General features: G+C 36.8%; 5 protein-coding genes. 4 read left to right on the top strand and 1 reads right to left on the bottom strand.

Annotated elements, in window-relative coordinates:
• A partial coding sequence (locus tag G610_RS0112455; protein ID WP_196809842.1) for a transposase occupies positions 1-338 on the top strand: 338 nt, incomplete at its 5' end.
• Between the two features lie 110 nt (positions 339-448).
• On the opposite strand, the gene G610_RS22270 is transcribed toward G610_RS0112455, so the two are convergent.
• A complete protein-coding gene (locus G610_RS22270; RefSeq protein ID WP_051197971.1) occupies positions 449-1801 on the bottom strand; it encodes a restriction endonuclease subunit S in 1353 nt (450 codons plus the stop codon).
• 125 nt (positions 1802-1926) lie between these two features.
• Between G610_RS22270 and G610_RS0112445 the strand changes: the two genes are divergently transcribed.
• The 3 genes from G610_RS0112445 to G610_RS20785 are packed head-to-tail and all read left to right on the top strand — an operon-like array spanning position 1927 to position 5562.
• Positions 1927-4746 carry a DUF4268 domain-containing protein gene (locus G610_RS0112445; protein ID WP_026525066.1) on the top strand — a complete coding sequence of 940 codons (2820 nt, stop codon included), beginning with the start codon at positions 1927-1929 and terminating at the stop codon, positions 4744-4746.
• A 1-nt stretch (position 4747) separates the two neighbouring features.
• Positions 4748-5167, top strand: a complete 420-nt coding sequence (locus G610_RS0112440; protein ID WP_026525065.1) for a hypothetical protein — start codon at positions 4748-4750, stop codon at positions 5165-5167.
• 29 nt (positions 5168-5196) lie between these two features.
• Entirely contained in the window at positions 5197-5562 is a 366-nt protein-coding gene (locus G610_RS20785) for a hypothetical protein (RefSeq protein ID WP_051197970.1), read from the top strand.
• Positions 5563-6000: the final 438 nt, after the last annotated feature.

Here is a 6000-nt window from a genome sequence, read left to right as displayed (position 1 = left end):
AAGAAGAAGTCTATCAGTGTGAAGACTGCAGTGGTTGTCCCTATGCATCGAAGTGTAAGAAAACAGATAAAAACAAGACCGTAAGAATAAACGAAGAACTGACCGCTATGCATCAGGAGGTTATAAATAATCTTGAAAGCATCCAGGGAGCACTCCTTAGAATGAACAGATCCATTCAAGCGGAAGGTACTTTCGGAATCATAAAAAATGATCGTTGGTATAAAAGAATAGTCCGAAAAGGAATAGAATCCGTAAAACTTGAGGTTCTTTTGGTTTCAATAGGTCATAACTTATATAAATATCACAATAAAAAGATGCGTCTCCAAGAAGCTGCCTAATCAAAAAAGTTTGTAGTTTTTGGGGAAAGGGGCATTATACTCTATTTTTGCCAGAAATAGAATACCTCACAAAAAATGATATAAAAAGGGAGCTGGAAAAAATGATTATCTCATTTTTTCACAGCCCCTTCTATATCCTTTATTAGAGCGTAGCTGTCTTGAACAGCTTTGCATATTCTCTTTTGTTCAACTATTGGTGGTACAGGAATCAAGATAGAATTCATATTATCTTGATTCATTTTAGGTTGCGCTGAGCCGGTGACGTACTTTTCCAGGTTTATGGCATTTATGTAAATACATATGTAATCTAACAGCTTTTTATCTGTAGCATCAATACAATGAGCATGATTGTTAACCCAATATTTGCCTTCAGCAAAAAATGCTATCGGCTTACTTCTGGTAACAAGGTTGGCACCATCTTCACCAATTAGTAGTAGCCTTTCGTCAAACAAATAGTTGTCTATCTTATCTATCTTTCCTGAGGCTCCATAATAGTCATATATCTTTTTTACATCCTTTCGTTTGCTTGTTGAAACTGGCTTTCTTTCACTATCCCTATTGATTGTGATAGTACTAAATCTACACCAATGCCACGTTGTCGGAATATCAAAGGGTAGTTCTTCATCAATACTAATTATGCTTCCGTCAGCAAACTTCTCATAATAAGAGTTATCATCACCTTTATAAATAATTGATTCCTTCTTGTCACGCTTAAGTTTTCCTTGCCTTATTAGATCTTCCTTCTCGGATCTTATTCTTTCAAGCAGTACAGAAGCAGGTTCATCATTTGAGTTCTGTGAAACAAGCTTACCACGGATAGCTAAATCTAAGACTTTAGCTTTGGCAGTGCTTAATATATCTACTAATGATTCCTTTGCATATTCTATGTCCTTAGTCTTTTCAAGTAAATCATTTGCAATAGGAACAATTCGGGCTTGTTCTTGGGCTGGAGGCAACGGAATAAAAAGTTCCTGTAGCGCTGTCCCATTGCAGTTTGGCTGCCCTACCCCAACTGATTTCTTTGTTATTTGTGACCAATAGCAAGCACTGTTAAAGAAATGATACACATATTTCGCATCAATTTCATTTAATAGCCGTATTCGAATGAGATATGATGCATAAACAGATTTATAGGGTGTTTCACTAATCAAAAATGATTTTCCTACTGTGGCGCCAGTTCTGGCAAATACTATATCATTTGGTCGGAGTAGGTATTTATTTTCATCCTCTACAGTGGTAAATGGGACAGAATCCCAATCTACGCGGCCATCTTGTATATCGGTTATTCTTAACAGCCTGTGGCTTCCTGATGACTCCGCGGAGTTACTTAGCCCATATTGGATTTCTGTACAAATAGTGCCTAAACGGCACCACGTCCATCCATCAGATACTTCAAAGGGTATCTCATCCTCAATACATTTTACCGTCCCATCCTGGTACTTCTCATAATGTAAATTATGCATATGCCTACGGCGTTGCATAATATTGAAAGCAAGTTTGATAACGCGATATACTATTTATATGCTAATTGCTATGTAAGACTAAGAAATCAAATTATATTTCGTTGTTTCAATTATGAGGTGGTATTATGCGGGCAGAAGATAAGTCCTTTTATTTTTTATCAACGCCAAGCTATTATGACATTCCTTTTTTTCAGAGAGCATATGTCTGGGGAGAAGAGAACTGGAGTGAATTGCTTCAGAATCTTACAAGTAAAAATCAAAATCATTTTTTGGGATCTATTATACTGAAAAATGAGCTTGCTTCTGCTGGAAGCGTTGCAAGATACTCGGTTATTGATGGCCAGCAAAGGCTTACGACACTGAGTATACTTCTTCGTGCCACATATGATCATATAGTAAGGCATGCTGTTGAGTATGATTATGATGAATCTGTCTTAACTACATGTAAAGTGAGAATGGAAAATCTGCTCTTTGTTCCAGAAGGTGGGATTAAACCTGAATTACATGTAAAAATCAATCATTCACATCTTGATAAGAGCGCTTTTGAGAGTGTTATTAACGGAAAATATACTCTTGATGACAGATGGGAGAACTATGTCAGCTTGCAGGATGATGATACGACAAGTGCGATTATTCAATGCTATTCATTCTTTAGAAATGAGTTACAGGAGCTATCAATCGATAAAATAAACGATCTTTGGGAGCTACTTACCTATGATAAGGTAAAATTTCTTGTAAATATAGACCTTGATGTTCAGGATAATGAGCAGGCAATCTTTGACACAGTAAATTCAGCCGGAGTAAGGCTATCAAGCGCTGATACTATAAAGAACCTACTTTATCAGAAGTATGTTGAGCTATTAAGGTTATCAGGTATCAGTAATGTCGATGAATCAGCTATAAAAGAATATGAAAAGACATGGGTGGATGCATTTGTAGCAGATGAGAGCACAAATGCCTATTGGGAGACCCAGCGACAATATGGTCGTATGAAGCGTAGCAATTTAGAGACATTTCTTCACGCATTCGCTGTACTGGAAGGTTTTTTTAATCCTGCAGAAAGCACCATATCGGATTTACCGCAGGAATACAGAAAGAAAATTCTGCAAATGCAGATTGAAGGATTAGATGCCTTTTTGACGGAATTACATGATTATGCCGGAGTGTATAGGGATTATTTCTCCGGAGGGGATGAAGGCTTCAAATTTGATGATTTCATAGGCAGAGTTTTTAATATATGTAATGTTCTGGAAGTGTCAACTTTTTACCCATATTTGCTAAAGCAGCTCTACTCTTATGAAAAAGGCGTTCTCTCTGAAGATGGATTAAAGAATGAGTTTTTTGCTATTGAGAGATACGTTATTCTTAATGCAATTTGTAAGGGTAGTACCAAAAACTTTAATAATGAATGTAAACAGCTTATAGACGGTAGAAGAACCGTCCAGGATCTATTTGATAGTTGTATGTACATTACAGAGGGTGATTTTGTTAATGGTCTCAGGAGAATGACTACTAATAAATTACCTACTTTGTTGCTGTTCTGGGTTGAATTGTATCAGAGAAAGGTATTGCCTGGAGAAATTGAGAGAATACCATATACTTTTACCTTAGAGCATATTATGCCACAGAAATGGGCTCAGAACTGGAGCTCTGTGCCAGCATATGATACAGAAGGGAATGTTGTCGAAGAGTCTGATGATATAGAACGTGTCCGTAGTCATGCTATATATGAAATTGGAAATATGACGCTGTTAAGTTCGAAGCTGAATACATCTATTAGTAACGGAGCTTTTATAGACAAAGTTAACGGGAAAAAGGACAGAAAAGGAATAAAGGATTTAGCTGATTTAAGGCTGACTAGAGATGTTATAAATAATAATACTGAATGGAATGAACTGAAAATATATGCACGTACAGGGTATATCGAAAATCTTATAAGAGAAATATGGAATGCCAAGGAACTGCCCGCTGAGTCAAAGATAAAGGCAAGCTCCGGGAATAGCGTAGGAAAGCAGACGCGCATACATTTTTGGGAAAAGGCATTACCAATTATTAGAGAAAAGAACAATTATGAATCGTTTGGTAATGTAAATCCAACAGGGTCTAACTTTACATCCGGTGCTTTTGGTATCGGCGGTTTTAGTATTGTTTGCAATGCAAATAATGATAAAGCTCGCGTTGATATGTTTTTATGCCATAAGGATAAGGAAAGAAATAAAAAAGCCTATGATATTCTTTACGCCCATAAAGATGAGTTAGAGACAAAGCTAGAAGCAAAACTTCATTGGGATAGGGCGGATGACCTTAAATCATCATGGATATCATATTCTCTTGATGGTGTTAGTGTGGCTAATGAAGTAGATTGGGAAAAGATGGCTGATTTCCTCGGAGAATGGAGTGCCAAAATCAGACGGGCTATGGTTCCGTATCTGGTCGACAATTTTCCACAGGATACATCTGGGAAGTCTCCGGTTGAAGTAGAAAAGCTGCTTAAGATTTCAGGAATCCTTAGGGAATGGGCGATACGTAATCCTGATGTAATAGAGTCTGACAAAAATAACAGGACATATACAAGATTCATGACAAAAAACATGTCGCTGATATTACCTGACCTTAAGGATGCACCAAGCGGTTGGAATACTGACAATCATTACTTTTATGAAATCGTAAATCGAACAACCACTGATGTGGCAATCCAGCTAAGTTATAGTTCAAGGAATGTAAATGAGGAGCAGCGTAGCATTCTGAACAGAATCAATGAGCTTTCATCCAGAAAGCAGGCTAAAGAAGACTGGTATTGGTGGATCGGATATAAAACGGATAAGATTCCTCTGCCAGATGACTTAGATAAAGACGTTATTTTTGAAAGGCTCAATGCTGCGTTTGACAATATTTTGACTTTTGAAAAAGACTTGATGTCAAAATTGAATATGAATGGAGCGTAATATGGGAAAGTTTCTTTTTGTAGATAATCACAACTGGTCCCTGCGAGAAAACTTTGACTGGGATGGAACCTCATTTGATCTCTCATATGATGGCGAGCTGCATATAATTGTTACATATTGGAAACCTATAGTTGATTGTGCTGTCAAAATGAAAACAAAGGATCTTAACAAGTTAAAATCTCTGATTCCGACTGAGCAAATACCTGAAATAATAGATGCCTTTGATGGTGAGGCATGGTCTTTTGAAGCCTATGATGAGTTGGGGAATGTAATTTTTCACAGGAATATGTGCTACACATATGGTATTAAGCCTTTGGAGAAGATACAGGCGATCTTGAGATCCTATATACCTAGATATACTGTTCCAGAATTCGATGGAGAACCTAGTTATTATGGAACGGATGTCGAGGAATTTAATTAGATGATGACTTTGGAGAGATGCTTCCTATAATGCAAACAGACATTATGCTTTCGCAGGGAAGCAAGGTTTTAATTATCGATGCAAAGTATTACACACATACTACACAGTCACAGTATGATGTCAATACACTCCATTCACATAATCTATATCAAATATTTACATATGTGAAAAATAAAGAGGCTCAACTATCAGCGCAGCCACATGAAGTAGCAGGTATGCTGCTGTATGCTAGGACAGATGAGGCAGTTCAGCCGGATAAAACCTATTGGATGAGCGGGAATAGGATAAGTGTTAAAACACTGGACTTGGACTGCAAATTTGAAGAAATCACAAGACAACTAGATGATATTGTTGATAACTATTTCAGTATTACAAAGAGGCATCTTTTGAAGTAGAGGATTGGCATAAGATATTATAGAAAAGCGAGTGTTTAAAAATGTTGTATGTTTAGTAGAAACCCATTACTAAATTGTTATCTCTTTTAATGTATATACAACAGAGAGGAAGCTTCAAAAAATATTATTTTTAATTTCTAAGGGGAACTTAAATAGAACGGTTGGAGAAATAGATGTTTTGATGTTGTATAAATAAACGAGACTCAAAAAGCTTAGAAGAACCGCAGCTCGAGGTAAAAAGGGTAATCGATATTCGTGAGGGTTTCTCAAAGTTTATGAGGGTCAGTCCTGAGGGGCTGGCTATTTTAGACCTTCCTGTTATTGAACAGTTTACATATTTACTGTTTATAAAACAGAAAAGATGATAATCCAGCACTATTTGTCGATGTGATGAGGCGTCATAGTAAAAACTGAATATATGTTTGACGATAAAGAGCG

Source organism: Butyrivibrio sp. MB2005, from assembly GCF_000424285.1.
Lineage (GTDB): Bacteria > Bacillota > Clostridia > Lachnospirales > Lachnospiraceae > Butyrivibrio.
The sequence above is the reverse complement of the archived record's forward strand: the minus strand, read 5'-3'. Positions and strand labels throughout refer to the sequence as shown.

Coding starts and splice junctions, on each gene's coding strand:
- G610_RS22270 (WP_051197971.1), bottom strand. CDS start 1,801: ATGCATAATTTACATTATGAGAAGTACCAGGATGGGACGGTAAAATGT.
- G610_RS0112445 (WP_026525066.1), top strand. CDS start 1,927: ATGCGGGCAGAAGATAAGTCCTTTTATTTTTTATCAACGCCAAGCTAT.
- G610_RS0112440 (WP_026525065.1), top strand. CDS start 4,748: ATGGGAAAGTTTCTTTTTGTAGATAATCACAACTGGTCCCTGCGAGAA.
- G610_RS20785 (WP_051197970.1), top strand. CDS start 5,197: ATGCAAACAGACATTATGCTTTCGCAGGGAAGCAAGGTTTTAATTATC.